The sequence below is a fragment of the Streptomyces sp. R35 genome, from assembly GCF_041053035.1.
Classification (GTDB): Bacteria; Actinomycetota; Actinomycetes; order Streptomycetales; family Streptomycetaceae; genus Streptomyces; species Streptomyces lutosisoli.
In genome coordinates, this window is sequence record NZ_CP163440.1 from 6,828,434 (window position 1) to 6,846,695 (window position 18,262).

Annotated in this window: 16 protein-coding genes and 1 pseudogene; 6 read left to right on the forward strand and 11 right to left on the reverse strand. The window is 69.3% G+C overall.

Annotation, left to right across the window (positions count from 1 at the left end; genetic code table 11):
* Positions 1–52 precede the first annotated feature (52 nt).
* Positions 53–460 carry an ATP-binding protein gene (locus AB5J50_RS31110; protein WP_369261450.1) on the forward strand — a complete coding sequence of 136 codons (408 nt, stop codon included), beginning with the start codon at positions 53–55 and terminating at the stop codon, positions 458–460.
* Between the two features lie 7 nt (positions 461–467).
* Here AB5J50_RS31110 and AB5J50_RS31115 read toward each other — a convergent pair whose 3' ends face one another.
* The 3 genes from AB5J50_RS31115 to AB5J50_RS31125 form a co-directional block, all read right to left on the reverse strand.
* Positions 468–2,585, reverse strand: coding sequence for a sulfatase-like hydrolase/transferase (locus AB5J50_RS31115; RefSeq protein ID WP_369261451.1), 2,118 nt, complete (start codon positions 2,583–2,585; stop codon positions 468–470).
* 180 nt (positions 2,586–2,765) lie between these two features.
* The gene (locus AB5J50_RS31120) at positions 2,766–4,178 is read right to left on the reverse strand and encodes an ATP-binding protein (protein ID WP_369265562.1); all 1,413 of its coding nucleotides are present in this window, start codon (positions 4,176–4,178) and stop codon (positions 2,766–2,768) included.
* A gap of 116 nt (positions 4,179–4,294) precedes the next feature.
* The gene (locus AB5J50_RS31125) at positions 4,295–4,984 is read right to left on the reverse strand and encodes a response regulator transcription factor (RefSeq protein WP_369261452.1); all 690 of its coding nucleotides are present in this window, start codon (positions 4,982–4,984) and stop codon (positions 4,295–4,297) included.
* Positions 4,985–5,147: 163 nt separating this feature from the next.
* Here AB5J50_RS31125 and AB5J50_RS31130 point away from each other — a divergent pair, with 163 nt between their 5' ends.
* Entirely contained in the window at positions 5,148–7,553 is a 2,406-nt protein-coding gene (locus AB5J50_RS31130) for an MMPL family transporter (RefSeq protein ID WP_369265563.1), read from the forward strand.
* A 115-nt stretch (positions 7,554–7,668) separates the two neighbouring features.
* Here the strand turns inward: AB5J50_RS31130 and AB5J50_RS31135 are convergent, their stop codons facing one another.
* The 4 genes from AB5J50_RS31135 to AB5J50_RS31150 all read right to left on the reverse strand — a co-directional run bounded on the left by AB5J50_RS31135 (position 7,669) and on the right by AB5J50_RS31150 (position 10,062).
* A complete protein-coding gene (locus AB5J50_RS31135; protein WP_369265564.1) occupies positions 7,669–8,409 on the reverse strand; it encodes a TetR family transcriptional regulator in 741 nt (246 codons plus the stop codon).
* 157 nt (positions 8,410–8,566) lie between these two features.
* Complete coding sequence (locus AB5J50_RS31140; protein WP_369261453.1) at positions 8,567–9,073, reverse strand: thiol-disulfide oxidoreductase DCC family protein; 507 nt, start codon at positions 9,071–9,073, stop codon at positions 8,567–8,569.
* 5 nt (positions 9,074–9,078) lie between these two features.
* Positions 9,079–9,486: a hypothetical protein gene (locus AB5J50_RS31145; RefSeq protein WP_327431149.1), complete on the reverse strand. Its 408-nt coding sequence runs from the start codon at positions 9,484–9,486 to the stop codon at positions 9,079–9,081.
* A 159-nt stretch (positions 9,487–9,645) separates the two neighbouring features.
* Positions 9,646–10,062: a VOC family protein gene (locus AB5J50_RS31150; protein ID WP_369261454.1), complete on the reverse strand. Its 417-nt coding sequence runs from the start codon at positions 10,060–10,062 to the stop codon at positions 9,646–9,648.
* A gap of 133 nt (positions 10,063–10,195) precedes the next feature.
* Between AB5J50_RS31150 and AB5J50_RS31155 the strand changes: the two are divergent.
* A pseudogene (locus AB5J50_RS31155) lies at positions 10,196–10,838 on the forward strand (Uma2 family endonuclease).
* A 100-nt stretch (positions 10,839–10,938) separates the two neighbouring features.
* Positions 10,939–11,403, forward strand: coding sequence for an ATP-binding protein (locus AB5J50_RS31160; protein WP_369261455.1), 465 nt, complete (start codon positions 10,939–10,941; stop codon positions 11,401–11,403).
* A gap of 6 nt (positions 11,404–11,409) precedes the next feature.
* Here the strand turns inward: AB5J50_RS31160 and AB5J50_RS31165 are convergent, their stop codons facing one another.
* On the reverse strand, positions 11,410–11,973 hold the full coding sequence (locus AB5J50_RS31165) for a hypothetical protein (RefSeq protein WP_369261456.1): 564 nt from the start codon (positions 11,971–11,973) through the stop codon (positions 11,410–11,412).
* Between the two features lie 75 nt (positions 11,974–12,048).
* Between AB5J50_RS31165 and AB5J50_RS31170 the strand changes: the two genes are divergently transcribed.
* Positions 12,049–12,441: a hypothetical protein gene (locus AB5J50_RS31170; protein ID WP_330306853.1), complete on the forward strand. Its 393-nt coding sequence runs from the start codon at positions 12,049–12,051 to the stop codon at positions 12,439–12,441.
* On the forward strand, positions 12,441–14,939 hold the full coding sequence (locus AB5J50_RS31175; RefSeq protein WP_369261457.1) for a DUF4132 domain-containing protein: 2,499 nt from the start codon (positions 12,441–12,443) through the stop codon (positions 14,937–14,939). Before AB5J50_RS31170 ends, AB5J50_RS31175 begins: the two co-directional genes overlap by 1 nt.
* On the opposite strand, the gene AB5J50_RS31180 is transcribed toward AB5J50_RS31175, so the two are convergent.
* The 3 genes from AB5J50_RS31180 to sdhA all read right to left on the reverse strand — a co-directional run bounded on the left by AB5J50_RS31180 (position 14,940) and on the right by sdhA (position 18,239).
* Complete coding sequence (locus tag AB5J50_RS31180) at positions 14,940–15,551, reverse strand: Uma2 family endonuclease (protein WP_369261458.1); 612 nt, start codon at positions 15,549–15,551, stop codon at positions 14,940–14,942.
* A 160-nt stretch (positions 15,552–15,711) separates the two neighbouring features.
* Positions 15,712–16,485, reverse strand: coding sequence for a succinate dehydrogenase iron-sulfur subunit (locus AB5J50_RS31185; protein ID WP_327431157.1), 774 nt, complete (start codon positions 16,483–16,485; stop codon positions 15,712–15,714).
* Positions 16,485–18,239: a succinate dehydrogenase flavoprotein subunit gene (gene sdhA, locus AB5J50_RS31190; RefSeq protein WP_369261459.1), complete on the reverse strand. Its 1,755-nt coding sequence runs from the start codon at positions 18,237–18,239 to the stop codon at positions 16,485–16,487. Before sdhA ends, AB5J50_RS31185 begins: the two co-directional genes overlap by 1 nt.
* Positions 18,240–18,262 lie beyond the last annotated feature (23 nt).

Sequence of the window (18,262 nt, forward strand, 5' to 3'; positions counted from 1 at the left end):
TCGCCCAACGCAGCACCATGTGTCGGAGGTGTGTGCGGGGTGAGGAGCAGACGTGGTGAGACGCAACTCATTCCGGCTGCCCAGGCATCCGGCGTCCGTCGGTCTCGCCCGGCGCCGGGTACGGGACCATCTGGCCGACTGGGGTCACAGCGCCGACGATCCGGCCCTTGCGGATGTCGTGCTTCTCGTCTCCGAGCTGGCGACCAATGCCGTGCGCCACGGACCCCTTTTTGAGCGGGAGTTCGAGGTCGCGGTGACCGCCCTCGCCGACGGCTCATGCTTCATCGAGGTCTCCGACGGGGGTGTGGCCGAGCCCCGGGTGCGGCCGGTCGCCGACTGGGAGGAGACCGGCCGCGGGCTCCATCTCGTGGAGAACATCGCCGTGGCGTGGGGGGTGTGGGGCCGGGGGCGGTACGGGAAGACGGTGTGGGCGCTGGTGGCCGCCACCGGGTCCTCCTAAGCGGCTGTTACGGGTGCGGTGTGGAGCCGTACGCCGTCAGGAAGCGGTCGCGGAACGCGCTCATCTTCCAGACCGGGGCGTTGTGCTCGGGCTGCAGGCCGTCCGTCCAGTTCCAGTCGGCGATCTTGTCGAGGACCTTCGGGTCCTTGGCGACGATCGACACCGGCACGTCACGGCTGGCGTTGTTGCCGCTGACCCGGGCCATCGGCTGGTGGTCGCCGAGGAAGATCAGCACGGTGTTCTTGTTGCCGTACTTCACCAGGTAGTCGATGAGGCTGGTCACCGAGTACTGGATGGACTTGCCGTACTCCTCCTTGGACTTGGTGGAGTCGGTGACGATGTCCGCGGGCTTCTTGCCGGCCTTCTCGATGGCGTCGTAGACCGAGCCGTCGCCGACCTGGTCCTGGGGGACCGTCTTGGGGATCGGTGCCCAGGGCTGGTGGCTGGAGGTCAGGATGATCGTCGACATCAGCGGCTTGTCGTGCTTCTTGCTGTGCTCCAGACGCTCGAACGCGGTCAGCGCGTACTGGTCGGGCATGGTCGACCAGCTGAACTTCGGTCCCTTGTAGCCGAGATCGCGGGAGTCGTAGACCTTGTCGATGCCGTAGAACTTCGACTCCGGCCAGGCCTTCTGCACACCCGGCATGATGCCGACCGTGTCCCAGGCGCCCGTCTTCTTGAAGGCGCCGGGGAGGGTCAGGTGGTCGCCCGCGGTCACGGTGCGGTAGCGCTGCTGGTTGTTGACCCACAGGCCCGACAGGAACGTGGAGTGACCGAGCCAGCTGCTTCCGCCGTACGTCGCCGAGGTCAGCCATCCGCTCTTCGCCGCGAACCCGGCCTTGGTCAGCTTCTCGTTCTCGGAGGTGAGGGTCGCGTCGACGCCCGGCGCCATGACCGCGTCCTCGATCGCGCTGCGGCCGTAGCTCTCGATGAACGTGATCATCATGTCCTTGCCGCGCAGCCCCGTCAGCAGCTGGTCCGGCGGGGTGTTGGCGAACGCGTCCTTCTTGGCGACCTTCGCGAACGCCGCCTCGTCGCGAAGGGTGTTCCGCACCCGCACAGCACGGTCCTGGACGACCAGCGTCGTGTGCTCGGAGGCGATCGGTACGCCGGAGAACTGCACGCCGAGCGCCGCGCAGGTGACCCAGACGATGGCCATCACCAGCGTCGTACGCGTCGCCAGGTCGGTGTTCCGGGCCACCAGGTTGCCCAGCCGGACGACCGACAGCGTCATGAGGACGAGCACCGCGATCACGAGGACCACGACCAGCACCACGATGCCGAGCGCGCCCTTCTTGCCCATCGTGTCCTGGAGGTACGCCTGCGCGTCGCTGAACAGCGTCCAGTCGAGGACGACGTTGAATCCGCGCCCGAGGTATTCGTTGAAGCCGATGTCGAGGAAGTTCAGGACCGTCAGCGCGCCGAGACACAGCCCGGCGAGCGCCGCCACGGCGATCCGCGGCTTGCGCGGCAGGACGATCATCACGGCCGCGCCGAAGATCGCCTCCACCGGGACACGGAAGAACTCGGCGGGACGGAAGGTGTCGATCTTGCTCGGCATGAGCAGCGCGAACAGCACGAGCGCGGCGGCCAGCACGGTGGTGGTCCACGCCAGGGTGCGGGCCGCGACCGGGTACCTTTCGCGCCAGCCACGCCAGCGCCGTCGACCTCGGGTGGGGGCGGGGGCCGACGTGGGGGCCGGGGTGACTGCGGCCGGGGCTTCGGTGACTTCGGCGGGGGCTTCGCTGTCATCCGAGGCGGCGGCCGGGGCTTCGGTTTCGGCGGAGGCGGAGGCGGAGGCGGGTGCGGCGGGGGCTTCGGCTTCGGCGGTGGTGGCTTCGGCTGGGGCTTCAGCTTCGGCGGCGGTGGCGGTGGCCTCGACCGGGGTCTCACTGTCACCCGAGGCAGTCTCGGCCGGGGTCTCGCCGTCAGCCGAGGCGGCCTCGGCCGGGGTCCCGTCGTCACCTGGGAGGGGTTCGGTCGGGGCCGCCGTGCTGGCGCCCGAGGTGGGCCTCTCCGCGGTGGCCTCCGGCAGTGGCTCCGGCGAGGGCTCCGGCCCGGGACCCTCCTCCGGAGGCTTCTCGTCCGTGTTCGGCAGCTGTCGAGAGCTCGTGTTGAACGACAACCCGGCGGTCCTTCCGTGCGAAGCCCGGTGGTGGCACGGCGGACCAGGCTGGGGAGGTCGGGGCCGCCTTCACTTGTGCTGTACGGCGCCGTGGCGGCCCGTGTTCAATCCTCCGGGTCTGCTTATGCCCAAGTCCGTCCCAAGTCCGTTCTAGCAGGTCACGGCGCCGGAAAGGGGGCGTCAGCGCGCCGGGAGCGTCACCGTGACCGCCAGCCCCTCGCCCGGCGCAGTCCGCACCGCCACCTTGCCCCCGTGCGCCGTCACCACGCCCTGCACGATCGCCATGCCGAGCCCGCTGCCCGCGCCGCCGCCCGCCCGGAAGAACCGGTCGAAGATGCGCGCCGCGTCGTCCTCCGCGAGCCCGGGACCCTCGTCCGCGACACACAGCCGTACGACGCCGTCCTCGCGCTCCAGACCGAGCCGCACCGGCACTTCGGCGGGCGTGTGGGTGCGTACGTTGCCCACGAGGTTGCCGAGCACCTGCCGCAGCCCCGACTCGTCGGCGTGCAGCAACAGCGTGCCTTCGGCGCCCACGGTCACCGGGCGCCCCGGCTGCTGGGCCCGCAGGTCCGCGGCCGCGTCCCGTACCAGTCGGCTCAAGTCGACGTTCCTGAAGCGGAGTTCGGGGCGCTGGTCGAGCCGGGCCAGGGTGAGCAGCTCGTCCACGAGCCGGCCCATGCGGTCGGCCTCCGCGTTCATCCGGTCCCAGGCCCGCGTGCGCTCGGCGGGATCGGTCAGCATGCCCTTCTCGTACAACTGGAGATAGCCGCGTATCGCCGACAGCGGTGTGCGCAGCTCGTGCGAGGCGTCGCCGACGAACCGGCGCAGCTGGGCCGCGCTGCGCTCGCGCGTCCGGTACGCCGACTCGACCTGGTGGAGCATGGAGTTGAGGGCGAGCCGCAGCTGTTCGACCTCCTGGGTCGGATGGTGGCTGGAGGGCACGCGCCGGGTCAGATCGCCCTCGGCGATCGCCGACGAGGTCTCCACCATGGCCTCCAGCGGCCGCATCCGGCGGCGCACACTGAACATTGTCAGGCAGGCCAGCAGCGCCAACAGTAGGGTGCCGAAGGCCAGATCGAGCTTGAGCGCCTTCGCGATGCCCTTGTGCAGCCCGTCGGTCGAGGTGGCGAGCAGGACGTACGTTCCGTCGGCGAAGCGTGCTCCGGTCGCCCGGTAGGAGGCGCCGTGCACCGTCACGTCGTGCGGGTCGCGGTCGGCGACGAGCGCGTGCGGATCGTGCACCGCCTCCGCCAGGGCGAGCTGGCTGCCGGTCGGCTTGAAGCCGCTGAAGCCGCCGATGGTGAGGGCCTTCCCGTTCCGGTCGACCGCCGCGAAGATCGAGTCCGGCCTCGGTGACTCGTCCGCGGAGGCAATGAGCCGGTCGCGTACGAACGCCACCGCGCTCAGCGAGTCGATCTCCCGCATGGTGAGCCGTGAACTGCCCAGCGAGTCCCGCGTCTTGATCAGTTCCGTGTCGACTTGGTCGACCAGATAGTGCCGCATGCCCATCAGGCTCACCGCGGTCGCCATGACGATGCCCAGGGCCAGCAGCCCCACGTTCGCGAGCGTCAGGCCGCCGCGCAGCGAGTGGATGCCGTGCCGGAAGCGAGGGAGCCGGAGCCGCGGCCTCCGGCGGGCCCCGGTCTTCGTACCCGCCGCCGCCGGGAAGGCGTCGCGGGCCGCGCTGTCCGTGCGCACCACCGAAATCCTCATGTGAGCCCGTATCCGACGCCCCGCCGGGTCTGTATCACCGGCGGTCCCAGCGGTTCGAGCTTGCGCCTCAGATAGCTGATGTACGTCTCCACGACGGTCGACTCGGCCGGGTGCTCGTACTGCCATACATGGCGCAGGAGTTGCTCCTTGGGCACGATCCGTCCGCCGTTGCGGACCAGGAAGCGCAGCAGGGCGTACTCGGTGGGGGTGAGCTCGACCGTGCGGCCCGCGCGGTGGACGCAGTACGTCGTCTCGTCCAGCTCCAGGTCGCCGTAGCGCAGGGGCGGGCGCTGCGGCAGGACGTCGTCGGGGCGGGTGCGGCGCAGGACGGCCGTGATCCGGGCGACGACCTCGTCGATGTTGAACGGCTTGGTGATGTAGTCGTCGCCGAAGCCGAGCGCGCCCACGATCTCGGCGGGCGCGTCCCGCGCGGTGAGGAAGACGATCGCCAAGTCCGGCTGGCGCTGCCGCAGTTCATGGCCGAGCGCCCGGCCGTCGCCGTCCGGCAGCATCACGTCGAGCAGCGCCGCGTCGGGGCGGGTGCGCTCGGCGAGCGTGAGCGCCTGGCGGACGGTGCCCGCGGTCATCACCTCGAAACGGTGGTAGCGCAGGGCGATGGCGAGGACGTCCGCGATGCTCGGCTCGTCCTCGACGACGAGGACGGTGGCCCCCTCGTGAGCGGTCATGTCCCCAGTATCCGTACACCTGCCCCGACATGGGGCGCTCTCGCTTGGGAGTTCCTTGAGAGTCATGGGCGGGCCGTGTCACCGCGCACGGTGCTCGGTCGATGGTTGCTCCAGGACCTGGGGGACCAACCGATCGACTGAAGGAGCGTTGAGCGTGGCGACATTGGCACGGTGGTGCTATCGGCACCGGCTGGTGGTCCTGTTGCTGTGGGTGGGGGCGCTGTTCGGACTGGGCTTCGCGGCATCCACCGCGGGCACGGACTACGCGACCGACTTCTCTCTGCCGAACACGGACTCCAAGCGCGCGTACGACCTGATGGAGAAGGCGTTCCCGGAGAGAGCGGGGGACACCGACACGGTGGTGTGGAAGGTCGACGGGGGAACGGTCCGCGACCAGTCCGTACGGTCCCGGATCCAGCCCGCGCTCGATGAGATCGGGAAGATGACGGGCGTCGGCGGCGTCACCAGCCCGTACTCGGGTGAGCAGGGCGCGGCGCAGATCAGCTCCGACGGGAAGATCGCGTACGCCCAGATCACCTTCGCCGACCAGGCCAACACCGTTCCCAAGGACCTGGTGCAGAACGTCGTCGACACCGCGCAGAACGCCGAACGCACCGGCCTCCAGGTCGAGTTGGGCGGCCAGGCGATCCAGAAGGTGCAGGAACCGCCCACCGGCCTCGCCGAGATGATCGGCATCCTGGCCGCGGCGGTCGTCCTGTTCCTCGCCTTCGGATCCCTCTTCGCGATGCTGCTCCCGATCGGCATCGCCATCTTCGGCGTCGGCACCGGTCTGTTCTCCACGCAGCTGATCAGCCATGTCACGTCCGTGCCCGACCTGGCGCCGCTGCTGGCCACGCTGATCGGCCTCGGCGTCGGCATCGACTACGCGCTGTTCATCGTCACCCGGCACCGGCGCGGCATCCTGCGCGGCATGGCGCCGGAGGAGTCGGCGGTCGTCGCCCTCGACACCTCTGGGCGGGCCGTGCTGTTCGCGGGCGGCACGGTGTGCATCGCGCTCGCCGGGATGCTCGTGACGAACCTGCGCTTCCTGGACGGCGTGGTCATCGGCACCTCGCTCACCGTCATCTTCAGCGTGCTCGCGGCGATCACCCTGCTGCCGGCGCTCCTCGGACTCCTCGGCACCCGGGTGCTCAGCCGCCGCCAGCGGCGCAGACTGGCCGCCAACGGGCCGGAGAAGGAGCGGACGAGCGGCGCCGCGGCACGGTGGTCGGCGAGCGTCCAGCGGCGTCCGCGGACGATCGCGATCCTCGCCCTGGCCGTCATGGCGGTCCTCGCGCTGCCCGTCCTCGGGCTGCGGCTGGGCGCCACCGACCAGGGCAACGACGACGCCTCGACGACGACCAGAAAGGCGTACGACCTGCTCGCCGAGGGCTTCGGGCCCGGTTTCAACGGCCCCCTGCAGGTGGTCACGTCCGGCGGCGACACCGACGCGCTGGTGAAGGGCATCGGCGACACGGCCGGAGTGGCCCGGGTCGCCGCGCTGCCGCCCGCGCGGGGCGTGACGGTGATCCAGGTGGTGCCGACGACCTCGCCGCAGTCGGAGAAGACCGACCAGCTCATCGACAGGCTGCGGGACCGGGTGATCCCGGACGCGGGGGCGCAGGCCCACGTCGGTGGCGTGACGGCCGTCTCCAAGGACTTCTCGTCCATCACCGGTGACCGGCTGCCCTACTTCGTCGGCACGATCATCGGCCTGGGCTTCCTGCTCCTGATGGTCGCCTTCCGCTCCCTCGTGGTGCCGCTGACGGCCGCGCTGATGAACCTGATCGCGGCAGCCGCGTCGTTCGGCGTACTCGTCGCGATCTTCCAGTGGGGCTGGGGCCTGGACCTGCTCGGCCTCGGCAAGGAGGGGCCGATCAACTCCTTCCTGCCCGTCATCATGCTGTCCCTCCTCTTCGGCCTCTCGATGGACTACCAGGTGTTCCTGGTGAGCCGGATGCACGAGGAGTGGGTGCACACCAAGGACAACGCGCGCGCCGTCCGCGTCGGCCTCGCGGAGACCAGCCGCGTCATCAACTCCGCCGCCCTGATCATGGTCTGTGTCTTCCTGGCCTTCGTCCTGAGCGGCGACTCGGGCGCCGCGATGGCGGGCGTCGGCCTGGCGGCCGCGGTCGCCCTGGACGCGTTCATTCTCCGTACGGCCCTGGTGCCGGCCGCGATGCATCTTCTCGGCAAGTCCAACTGGTGGCTGCCGGCCGGGCTGGAGAAGCGGTTGCCGCATCTGGCGGTGGAGGCGCGCGAATCGGTGTCCGAGGAGGCTGCCCCCGCGGGCGGCGCGACGGTGGTGCACGGCTTCGTCCGCGACCCGGAGGGCGCGCCGGTCGACGGCGCGGTCCTCACCCTGCTCTCCGGCGGCGGCCGCCAGCTGGACCGGGTGACGTCGCTGGCCGACGGCTCGTACATCGTCTCGGTGCCGGGGCCGGGGACGTATTTGCTGGCGGCGACGGCTGACACGTTTGGGGCCCGGGCCCGGCATGTGGTGGTGACCGATGAACCACTGGTGTACGACGTGGAGTTGGCGGAGGGGGAGGTGGACGCGGTCAACTGAGGCCGGGGACCGGGCAATTGAGGCCCGCCAGGTCGACTGAGGCCGGCCAGGGCGACTGAGGCCGGGCAGGTCAACTGGGGCCGGGCAGGTGAGGGGCGTCCGCCGGGCGGGCGCCCTAAGCCTCCTTCTTGGCAGGCTTGGCCGGCTTGGCCGCTCTGGCTGCCTTGGCCGTCTTCGCGGTCTTGGCCGTCTTGGCCTTCTTCGCAGGGTCGGGCAGAGCGTTCGTCATCCCCGGCAGGAAGTCCGTGAACAGCTCGTGCACCTCGTGGACCAGGGGCCGCAGGACACGGAAGCGGGCGAGGGATACGCCGCGCGCGGTGAGGCGTGCGCCGCGCTCGGCGAGCCGGTAGCTGCGCTCGCGCCCCTCGGTCCGGTCGAAGATCCAGTACAGGACGAGGCCCATCTGCGAGAGCCACATCAACTCGGGCAGCGTGTCCCGGAGTTCCTCGGGCACCTTGGTCTTCGCCCCGGCCAGCACCTCCCGGTGGACGCTGATGGCCTCCACGCGCGCGTGCTCCGACTCGGCGGAGAAGGGGCTGAGCGGGCTGTCCGGGTCGGCGGCATTCTTGAAGAACTGCACCGCGAACTCGTGGTACGGCGTGGCGATGTCCAGCCACACCTTCAGCACCCCGCCCAGCCGGGCCTCCAGGTCCGTCTCGCGGTCCAGTACCTCCCGGATCGCCACCTGGTGCTCGGTGGCGAGCCGGTCGTAGAAGCCCTGGATCAGGTGCTCCTTGCCGGCGAAGTAGTAGTACGCGTTGCCGACGGAGACCCCGGCCTCCTGGGCGATGGCCCGCATGGTCGTCTTGTCGTATCCCCGCTCCTGGAACAGCCGCAGAGCCGTCTCCAGGATCAGGGCACGGGTCTGCTCGCTCTTGGCCGGGCTCTTGGCGGGGGCCGAGGCGGAACTGGCCTGGCCTGGGGTGTCCTGGCCGGGACCGTCCGGGGCGGGACCGTCCTGAGCGCGGCTGTGGTGAGCGGGACTGTCTTTCGGTGCTGGCACGGGGACGAGCCTAACGAGTGGCGCAGGTGCCGCTGTCGCAGGCAGGAGGTTGGTACGTCCATCCCGAGCTCGGGTCGTACACCCAGCCGTCGCCCCGCTGATAGACGCCCCCGCCCCACCCCTCGCGGGACTGGGTCTCGCGCCACTTGGCGGCGGTGAGCATCGCACCCTTCGCGAGACGTGCGCCGGCCGGGGTGCTCAGCCGATGGGCGAGAGGCCGGTGTTCGCGCAACGCCCAGAGGGTGACGACCCAGGCGGCGGCCCCGCGGTAGACCTGGCCTCCGTCCCCCACGACGGTGATGTCCTCAAGGGTGGCCCCATGATCGAGCGAGGGAAAGAGCGCCCGCGCCTCGCTGGACCCGGCGGGTACCAGCCGGAGCGGCACCAGTTGCGGCTGCTTGGCGAGCCAGCCCCGCAGGAAGGTGCACAGTGAGCACTGGGCGTCGTAGAGCACGGTGAGCCCGAGGACCGGGACGCGCGCGGCGTCCCGGTCCCGGGTGGCTGAGGCGCCGGCCATCGGACTCACGCCCCGGCCGCGGGTGCGATCCAGTCGGTCGGCGCGACGGGCGGCTGCTGCTCCCGCTCCATCACTCCCCGCCGCCGGATCTTGTTGAGGACGTACACGTTCCCCAGGTGCATGACCCCGAGGACGAGCAGCACCACCCCGAGCTTGGTCGACAGGGCCTCGAAGATCTCGCGGGCGTTGCCGATCTCGTCGTCCTGGTGCAGATAGAGCGCGACGAAGCCCAGGTTGACGAGGTAGAAGCCCACCACCAGCAGGTGGTTGACGGCGTCGGCGAGCTTCTCGTTGCCGTGCAGCACATCGGCCAGGAAGATCCGCCCGTTGTGGCTCAGCGTGCGCGCCACCCAGATGGTCAGCGCGATGCTGACCAGCAGATAGATGACGTACGCGACGACTGTGAGGTCCATGTCCCCACCCCTTCTTGAACGCGTTCAAAACGCTGTCAGGAAGGAATGTAGACCTGTGTTTGAACACGTTCAAGTCGGGGGTGGGTGTCCTGGATCACGCCGTGGGCGAGTCTTGGGTTATGCCTTGGGTTATGTCTTGGGCCACGCCGTGGGTCACGCCTACGCCCTTGCGGCGCGGGCCAGTTCGGGCCGCTTGCTGTAGTCGGTGAGGCCGATGACGTTGCCCCAGGGGTCGGCGATCTCGACCGTCCACCCGGTGGCGACGGGGAAGGGTGCGTCGAGAGGCTGAACGCCCACCGCGGCGAGGGCGTCCGCCGCGGCCCGCGCGTCCCGCACCTCCAGCCACACCCGCGGCGAGGCCCACGGCGGCGGCCGGTGACTCAACTCATCGTCCAGCCGCAGCAGCACGCCGGGCGTCTCCTTGCCCACCTTCAACAGGGCGATCCCGGCCTCGTCGAGCCGGAACGCCACGGGGAAGCCGGCCCGCTCGTAGAAAGCCACGCCCTCGTTGAGATCCCCGACGGGCAGGAGCACGTTGTCGAACCCGAGCAGCTCGTATGACACGTCATCTGACATGTCGTCAGGTTAGCTGCGGACCGGAAGGAGATGAGGAGGGACTGACCGCGGGCCGAACATGTGATCACCCGTTGAGGTGAAGCGCCTCGCATTCCTCCTGGGTACGCCGAATCGACAGGCGAGACTCCGCCGCATGGGAGCAACCACGAGCGCCGCATCCGGGAACGGCCTCGACGACGAGCCGGCGTACCGCTGGCCGATCCCGCCCCCCTGAGGGCTGGACCGCGGACGACCTCGACCGGATTCCGGGCCTCCCGCCGCACACGGAGTTGATCGACGGGGGTCTCGTCTTCAGGAGTCGGCAGTCCCGGTTCCACATGCGCTGTATGCGCCTGCTTGAGCGCAGCCTTCTGGAACAGGTGCCGGAGCACTTGGATGTCGACAGGGAATTCACCATCAAGCTGGACCGGAAGAACCGGCCCGAGCCCGACATCCTGGTGATTCCGGTGGAGGCGGACCTGGGCCCCGACCAGACCTGGCTCAAGCCGGATGACGTACCTTTCGCGGTCGAAGTCGTCTCCCCCGACTCCCGCGAGCGTGACCGCGAGGTGAAGCCCCGCAAGTACGCCCAGGCCGGGGTCCCCCACTTCTGGCGGGTCGAGAAGGACGACGACAAGGGCCTGCCCGTCGTCTAGGTCTACGAACTCGACCCCGCAACCAAGTCGTACGGCCTCACGGGCATCTTCCACGACCGGCTCAAGGTCACCGCCCCCTTCGAGATCGAGATCGACCTGACGGCCATCAATCGGCGGCGAGGCGGTTCGGAGCCGGCCTAGGAGCCGTCGCGGGGGCGGCCGGCCACAGTGCGACAGAGCCACCGCCCGTGTCACCCAACTCACCCATCCAACCCCCGTACCTCAACGAGGAGTTACGGTCATGCCCGAAATCGCCCCGAGGACTCTCGCCGACTTCCCGCTCGACCCTCCCGATGTCGCCTGGGAGTACGCCCTCCGGATTCCCCACTCGCCCCTCGGGCCCGGCATCGTCCGTGCCCACGTGCGTGCCGTACTCGGCCGGTACCGCGTACCCGAGGTCGTCCTGGACAACGTCGAACTCGTCGCATCCGAGCTGGTCACCAACTCTCTTGCCTGTACGTGGGATCCGGTGGGAGTGCGGCTCGGGCGTGCGGGCGGACGGTTACGGCTCAGCGTGTGGGACAGCAATCCGTTTCCGCCGCGGGAGAGCCCGGGGGTGGTGGCGGACCTGGACGCCGAGAGCGGACGTGGGCTCTGGCTGCTGCGGGAGTATGCCGATGACTGGGGCCACTACCGGATGCTCAACGGACGTCGCATGAGCGGCGGGAAGGAGGTGTGGGCGGAGTGGCGGGCGCCGTGCGGGTGAGCGGGGTCAGAGAGAGGAGATCTCGATCCTGCCCGTGAAGCGGCCGCCCACCTGCGCCGCGAGCCACTCGATGCGAGCCGTGTGGTCCTCGCTCGGTACGTGGACGTAGACCGTGTGGTCGCTGGACGGCTCGCCCTGGTAGATGTCCCGGGAGTTCAGCGCGAGGGTCAGGTAGGCGTACTTCTGGGAGATGTACTCCAGGCCGGCTTCGGGGACTTCGGGCCAGGCGTTCAGGTCCCAGCGGACGGCTGCGGGGCTCGGGCCCAACGCCGCGATGAAGGGTTCGGCCACGTCCAGGGGGTTGCACCAGTCGTAGACCTTGATGGGCAGACAGTCCGCCGGGTCGTCGCCCGCCTCCGACGAGCCGTGTTCCTTTCCGGCCGACGCCCACCATTCGAGGTCGGGGAGTACGTGACGTACCCGCGTCAGGACCTCCGGCGAGTGGATCACGGCCTCGAAGTCGACCTCCGCGTGATGGAGGTCGGCGATGTCCAGCAGGGTGCCCACGGCGCGCAGCGCTTCGGTGAGGTCGGGGGTGGTGAGGATCGCCGCCGCACGGGAGTTGCTCATGCCCGAACGATAAGGCGGGAGGGCGGATCCGGGCGCGGTGACTGATTGTCAGTGGCGGCTCGTACTGTCGTCGGCATGGGAATGGTGACGTTCGTCGACGAGACGACCAGTGGGGACCGGGGCGCGGGCTGGGGGATCGAGATCGCCGAGGAGCGGCTCGCGTTGCGCGAGTTGATCCGGCGGCGGGTCTTCCAGGAGGTCGCCGAGTACAACGCGCGTACGCCGGGGGTGTTCCAGGGACTCGTGCAGCCCAGGGACGCCGAGCGCGTGCTGAACGGGTACGCGTTGCGGACGCCGCGGCGGATAGATCCGGAGGTCCAGACCGAGCTGGCGCTCAAAGCTTTTGCCGGTAATGGGTTCCTTGTGCTTGTCGGGGATCGGCAAGTGACCGAGCTCGATGAGGAGATCGAGCTGGTGCTGGGGACCGAGGTCACGTTTCTGAAGCTTGTCGCGCTGGTGGGTGGCTGATGATCACGTCACCTTCCGAGTACGCACAGCTGGTGCGTGACCTCCTCGCTCTGATCGCCGCCGACGATGCCCAAGAACTTGTCGCCGACGAACTCGTCCCCAAGCTCCTCGCGTTCGCCGAGATGGTCGACGACCACTGGGACTGGGAGGGCCGCCGCGTCGTCGACGCGCTGCGTGACGCGGACGCCCCGTTCCGGGCAGCCGTCGTGCACCACCTCAGTGCCCGGTACCACGAGTTGGAGCCGGGCACGGCCACCCGGCGTCGCATCGTGCGGTTGCTCGGCTGGTTCCGGGGCGAGGAGTTGGCCGAAGGGCAGCCGCGCGACACCCGGTCCGAGCTGATCCTCCTGGCCGCCGAGCAGGACGTGCAGCACAACACCGAGCAACTGGTCCGGCTGGCGGAACTCGAACTCGCCGACGGACACGAGCTCCCGGGCGACTTCGTCGCTGTGATCCGCCGCTCGCGGCTGGTGCTGTGGAACGGCGCCGGCAGGCTGGGCCCGCTCGCCGACCGGCTCACCACTCCCGCCGTCAACCCCGGCGAGGCCTGGTCGGACCGGGCCCTGAAGGAGTCGGCCGAGCTCGGCGGGGACTGGCAGCGCCTGCTCGCCCACGCGGCCACCGCCAACGCCGCCCGTCCCTCCGCGAAGTGGGAGCGGACCGGCCGGACGCTTGTCGACGCCCTCGGCCCGCATGAGGTGCGCGAGCGGCTGCTGCCCTGGCTGCGGCTGGTGGGCAAGCTCCGTACGCGCCCGTTGCTCACCTCCTACGGCCCGAACCCGAACGACACGTTCGACCCGTACAACGCCAACGCACTCCGCGGGCTCGCCTGGCTGCTCTCCTTCCTGCCCGCGCACGCCGAAACCGCCCGCGCCCTCGGCTCCCTCGTCGAGACGGCGCTGCGCAAGGTCGCGGGTCTCGGACCGGTGAACCCCAAGGTCGCCAACGCCGGGGTCTTCGCCCTGGCAAGGATCGAGAGCGAGGCAGCCCTCGCCGAACTGGCCCGTCTCGCCACCCGCGTCACGTACAAGGGCACCCTGAAACTGCTCAACTCCGCACTGGACGCCCGCGCCGAGGCGATGCACCTCAGCCGCGAGGAGATCGAGGAACTAGCCGTCCCCGCCTACGGCCTCACCGAGGTCGGCCGCGCCGAGCACCGGTTCGGGGAGATCACCGCCCTGATCGACGTCCAGGGACCCAGAGTGGTGCTCAGCTGGCGCAACGTCGCCGGGAAGGCAGTCAAGAGTGTCCCCGCCGCCGTGAAGCGCGACCATGCCGACGAGCTCAAGGAGCTCAAGGCCGCGGTCAAGGACATCGACAAGATGCTGTCGGCGCAGAGCGAGCGGCTCGACCGGCAGTTCCTCGCGCGGCGGACCTGGGCGTACGGCACCTGGCGCGAGCGCTACCTGGACCATCCGCTGGTCGGCACGCTCGCCCGCCGCCTCCTGTGGACCGTCGACGGTACGCCCGTCGGGTTCGCCGACGGCGAGCTGCGCACCCTCACGGACGACCCGGTGAACTCCGGTGCGGAAGTCGAGCTCTGGCACCCCGTCGGCCGCGAACCCGCCGAGGTCGTCGCCTGGCGCGACTGGCTGGAGCGGCACGCCGTCACCCAGCCCTTCAAGCAGGCCCACCGCGAGGTGTATCTGCTCACCGACGCCGAGCGCACCACGGGCACCTACTCCAACCGGTTCGCGGCGCACATCCTGCGCCAGCACCAGTTCCACTCCCTCGCCGCGGTCAGGGGCTGGCGCAACAAGCTCCGGCTGTGCGTCGACGACTCGGCGCCGCCGGCCACCCGCGAGCTGCCCCAGTGGGGCCTGCGCGCCGAGTACTGGATCGAGGGCGACGGCGAGCACTACGGCGAGGACACCACCGAGTCCGGCAGCTATCTGCGGCTGCGCACCGACCAGGTGCGGTTCTATCCCATCGACGCTCCGGAGAACTCGGCGCACTGCTACGGCGGCGAGTACAGCATGTGGCTGCGGAACGGGGAGGACCCGGTCGAGCCCCTGCCCCTCACCGAGATCCCGCCCCTCGCCCTCTCCGAAGTCCTGCGTGACGTCGACCTGTTCGTCGGAGTCGCGAGCGTCGGCAACGACCCGACCTGGCAGGACGGCGGCCCCGGCGGCCGTTTCCAGGAGTACTGGACGTCGTACGGCTTCGGCGAGCTGAACCAGAGTGCCGAGACGCGGCGCGTGCTCCTCGACCGCCTGATACCCCGGCTCGCGATAGCCGACCGCTGCACGCTCGAAGGACGCTTCCTGCACGTCAAGGGCGAGCGCCACACGTACAAGATCCACCTCGGCTCGGGCAACATCCTGATGAGCCCGAACGATCAGTACCTGTGCATCGTTCCGAAGGCGGGCGCCGCCACCCCGGGGACCGGTTATCTGCCGTTCGAGGGCGATCGGGTGCTGGCGGTGATCCTGAGCAAGGCGATGATGCTGGCGGCCGACACGAAGATCACTGACCCGACGATTCTGAGTCAGCTGTGATCAGGAGGTCTGCTTCGGGCGACCCGCTTCGAGGATCTCGGTCACGTCGAGGGTGACCTTGGCGCCGATGGAGTCGGGGAGGGTGACCGACTGGCCTGGGGCGTAGACCTGGTGGGTGCTGTACTCGTTGGCCCCCGGGTCGGTGAGGACATGGAGGCGCTGGTGCTTGCGGTCGACTACGACGTAGATCGGCACCATGGCGTTGGCGTACGCCGTGACCTTGGTTTGCAGGTCGGCTTTCCAGTTGCTGGAGGTGACCTCAAGGACCAGGCGGAAGGATGCCGGCTCGTAGCAGTTGTTCTCGACGTAGTGCTCTTCGATGTCGGTGTCGACGATGGCGAGGTCGGGGATGGCGTAATCCTCGGTGCCGGTGGGCAGCCACAAGCCGATGCCCTGGAGCACCTCCGCCTCGTCTCCATCGACGCCGGCCGCGATGAAGGGGCGCATGAGCTTGGTCAGCGCGCGGGCGTGGGGGGCGTCCCGGGGCGGGGCCGCGAGGATCTGGCCTCCGATGATCTCGAAGCGGTAGCCCGGGTTGCGGTCCACGAGACGGTTCGCCTCGGCGATCAGCTGACGGTCGCCGTGGGGCCGTTCGGCGGATGCTGCGGACATCACGTGCCTCCTCTGGGCTGTTGTCGAGAGCATCATCGTTGGCCGGACATCCCCCAGGAGTCGTGGCCGATCCCCTTCACCCGATCGTGGCCCGGTACGCGAGTGGGCCCCGCTCCCAAAGGGAAACGGGGCCCACAGCGACGTACAGCAGGAAAAGACGTCAGAAGCGCCGAGTGATCAGCGCCCGCTTCACTTCCTGGATCGCCTTGGTGACCTCGATACCGCGCGGGCAGGCGTCCGTGCAGTTGAACGTCGTGCGGCAGCGCCACACGCCGTCCTTGTCGTTGAGGATCTCCAGGCGCTGCTCACCGGCTTCGTCACGGCTGTCGAAGATGAAGCGGTGGGCGTTGACGATGGCGGCAGGACCGAAGTACTGGCCGTCGTTCCAGAAGACCGGGCACGAGGACGTGCACGCCGCGCAGAGGATGCACTTCGTGGTGTCGTCGAAGCGCTCGCGGTCCTCGGCCGTCTGGAGACGCTCGCGCGTCGGCTCGTTCGTGTCCTTGGTGATGAGGAAGGGCATGACGTCGCGGTACGCCTGGAAGAACGGGTCCATGTCGACCACGAGGTCCTTCAGGACCGTCAGGCCCTTGATGGCCTCGACCGTGATCGGCTTCTCAGGGCTGAGGTCCTTGATCAGGGTCTTGCACGCCAGGCGGTTCTTGCCGTTGATCCGCATGGCGTCCGAGCCGCAGATGCCGTGCGCGCAGGAGCGACGGAACGTCAGAGTGCCGTCCTGGTCCCACTTGATCTTGTGGAGGGCGTCGAGGACACGCTCCTTGGGGTCGATCTCCAGCTGGAAGTCTTCCCAGGCCGCCTCCGCCGAGACTTCGGAGTTGAAGCGGCGGATGCGGAAGGTGACCGTGATGTACGGGGAGTCGGCGAAGCCCGCCTCGGGCTTCGCGTCTTCCTTGTCCAGAGTCGGGGTAGCCATCAGTACTTACGCTCCATCGGCTGGTAGCGGGTCTGGACGACCGGCTTGTAGTCGAGACGGATGGACTCGGTGCCGTCGTCGCCGACCTCGCGGTACGCCATGGTGTGGCGCATGAAGTTGACGTCGTCGCGGCTCGGGTAGTCCTCGCGGTAGTGACCGCCGCGGGACTCCTTGCGAGCCAGGGCCGACACCGCCATGACCTCGGCCAGGTCGAGCAGGTTGCCCAGCTCGATGGCCTCAAGGAGGTCGGTGTTGAACCGCTTGCCCTTGTCCTGGATCGAGACGTTCCGGTAGCGCTCGCGCAGCTCCGCGATCTTCTCGACCGCCGTCTTGATCGTCTGCTCGGTGCGGAACACCATGACGTTGGCGTCCATGCACTCCTGCAGCTCCCGGCGGATCTCGGCGACCCGCTCGGTACCCGTGGAGCTGCGCAGGTGCTCGACCTGCGAGACGACCTGCGACGCCGGGTCCTCGGGCAGCTCGACGTAGTCGGCCTTCGCCGAGTACTCGGCGGCCGCGATGCCCGCACGACGCCCGAAGACGTTGATGTCCAGGAGGGAGTTCGTGCCGAGACGGTTCGCGCCGTGCACGGATACGCAGGCGACCTCACCGGCGGCGTACAGGCCGGGGACCACCGTCGTGTTGTCCGACAGCACCTCACCCTGGACGTTCGTCGGGATGCCGCCCATCGCGTAGTGCGCGGTGGGCTGGATCGGGATCGGGTCCGTGTAGGGCTCGATGCCGAGGTAGGTGCGCGCGAACTCCGTGATGTCCGGGAGCTTGGCGTCCAGCTGCTCCGGCGGGAGGTGCGTGAGGTCGAGGTAGACGTGGTCGCCCTCGGGACCGCAGCCGCGGCCCTCACGGATCTCCGTGTAGATGGAGCGCGAGACGACGTCACGGGACGCGAGGTCCTTCATGACCGGCGCGTACTTCTCCATGAAGCGCTCGCCGTCCTTGTTGCGGAGGATGCCGCCCTCACCGCGGGCGCCCTCCGTCAGCAGGATGCCCATGCGCCAGATGCCGGTCGGGTGGAACTGGAAGAACTCCATGTCCTCCAGCGGCAGCCCGCGACGGTAGACCGCCGCCTGGCCGTCACCCGTCAGCGTGTGCGCGTTGGACGTCACCTTGAAGAACTTGCCGGTGCCGCCGGACGCGTAGATCACGGCCTTCGCCTGGAAGACGTGGATCTCGCCGGTCGCGAGCTCGTACGCGACGACGCCCGCCGACTTCTTGACGCCGTCGACCTCGGTGATGAGCTGGTCGAGGACGTAGAACTCGTTGTAGAACTCCACACCCTCCTTGACGCAGTTCTGGTACAGCGTCTGGAGGATCATGTGGCCGGTGCGGTCCGCGGCGTAGCAGGACCGGCGGACCGGGGCCTCGCCGTGGTTGCGGGAGTGACCGCCGAACCGGCGCTGGTCGATCGTCCCGTCGGGCGTCCGGTTGAAGGGCAGGCCCATCTTCTCCAGGTCGAGGACCGAGTCGATGGCCTCCTTCGCCAGGATCTCGGCGGCGTCCTGGTCGACCAGGTAGTCACCGCCCTTGACGGTGTCGAAGGTGTGCCACTCCCAGTTGTCCTCCTCCACGTTGGCCAGCGCGGCGGCCATGCCGCCCTGCGCGGCGCCCGTGTGGGAGCGGGTGGGGTAGAGCTTCGTCAGCACGGCGGTGCGGCTGCGCTTCGTCGCCTCGATGGCGGCGCGCATGCCGGCGCCGCCGGCGCCGACGATGACGGTGTCGTACTTGTGGATCTTCATGAGTGGTTGCCTCAGCCCCGTGC